Source organism: Planobispora longispora, assembly GCF_016863135.1.
GTDB lineage: Bacteria > Actinomycetota > Actinomycetes > Streptosporangiales > Streptosporangiaceae > Planobispora > Planobispora longispora.
Genome location: NZ_BOOH01000101.1, coordinates 1 through 1,087 on the forward strand (window position 1 = coordinate 1; position 1,087 = coordinate 1,087).

General features: G+C 72.2%; 1 pseudogene. It reads right to left on the minus strand.

Annotated features, from left to right (window positions below):
- Positions 1 to 738, minus strand: a pseudogene (locus Plo01_RS39775) (sensor histidine kinase); the annotation flags it as partial.
- Positions 739 to 1,087 lie beyond the last annotated feature (349 nt).

Below are 1,087 nucleotides of genomic sequence, written 5' to 3' on the forward strand. Positions count from 1 at the left end.
GGCGATCGCGACGGCGGTGAGGACGGTCCACGACGTGGACATCAGCCACCAGTCCGCCCCGCCCATCAGGAAGAAGGTGTAGATGGCGAAGGCGGACATCGGCCAGGCGATCTGACGCCGCCCGGTCGAGTCGGCCCGGCGGAAGCGCACCACCAGCGAGATCACGGCCACCACGACGAGTCCCACGACGATCGACTGGATGACCGCCTGCCCGGTGGCGGCGTGGGGGGCGAGCGCCTCGACGCCGATCGGGTTGGGGATCGGCTCGGGCCAGGGGGAGCGCTCCGGGGGCGGCGACGGGAGGAGGAGCTGGTAGAGCGTCTGTATGACGATCATGGAGATCGACAGCGCCAGCACCGGCCGCCAGCGCGGCGACGGCAGGCGGCCGTCGGGAGAGAACAGCGGCATGATGACGCCCAGCAGCATGCCGCCGATCCCCCAGCCCAGGGACATCAGCCAGCGCAGATATCCCGAGGCGGCCATGTCGCCCGCGGCCCCGGCCGCCAGCGTCGCCGCTGTCGCGAAGGTGTTGACCGCGCAGCCCAGCCCGCCGGCGCACATCAGCCAGCCGGTGACCCGGGGCGCGCCGTGCGCCAGCAGGAAGATCCCCACCAGGGGGAAGGTCACGCCCGCCGCGGTGTCGGGAGTGGCCGGGATGTTCGGGTTCCACCCGGGGGGCAGACCGAGGCCGACGACGAACCCCCACCCGGTGAGCAGGGCGGCGGTCAGGGCCGTCACAGCCGCCAGGATCCCGGGGGGAGAGGCCAGGAACGTGAGCACCGCGCTCGGGCGCGGGCCCTCGAAGGCGCCGGGGACGGCCGCGGCGCCGGATCCGCGCCCTGAGGCTTCTGCGCCGGATTCACGTCCTGAGGCTTCTGCGCCAGGTTCACGCCCTAAAGCACGAAATTTCATCATCGCAGCGGTAAGAGTACGGCTACCTGGCCTGACGACATGCGGCGGCATTCTCCATCGTTGGCTGCTCGTGACGGATCGGACTGGCTGCTCGTGACCGACCGGACCGCGGCGGCCGATATGCCCGGCGCGGTGACCGGCGGCTCAGCGGATCGCCTCCGGGGCCGGGGCCAGC